The 333-nt window shown below is 61.0% G+C and carries 1 protein-coding gene; it reads left to right on the top strand.

Annotation, left to right across the window (positions count from 1 at the left end; all coding sequences use genetic code 11):
• Window positions 1-28: 28 nt before the first annotated feature.
• The coding region (locus QP363_RS12790; protein WP_284764764.1) for a PD-(D/E)XK nuclease-like domain-containing protein at window positions 29-333 on the top strand (305 nt) is incomplete at its 3' end.

The following is a 333-nucleotide window of genomic DNA, read 5'->3' as shown; positions in this document are numbered from 1 at the left end:
AGACGAGACCCTCGGGTTTTTGCCAATAGTGGACCTGAAAACCACTAGGGATGCCACCCCCGCCGGGTTCCGCCACTCCTGCTTCCAACTCGGATACCACCAGTCCGCCGCATGGTACGCGGCAGGCCTGGCCGCCATAAACGTTTCAGCCAACGCGCGGATGGTGTTTATCGCAGTAGAGAAAACACCCCCCTACCTGGTCGGCGTGTACACGCCCTCTAATGAGGCCCTCGAGGTCGGCCACGCGCTCAACGAGATCGGCATCGATAAATGGGTGCGCGCCCGCATCTTCAACGACTGGGAGGCCCTAGACGGAGGCCTACAAACCCTAGC

It is taken from the genome of Corynebacterium sp. UMB6689, from assembly GCF_030215295.1.
Classification (GTDB): Bacteria; Actinomycetota; Actinomycetes; order Mycobacteriales; family Mycobacteriaceae; genus Corynebacterium; species Corynebacterium aurimucosum.
Note: the sequence above shows the minus strand (reverse complement) of the source record. Positions and strands in the feature narration are given on the sequence as shown.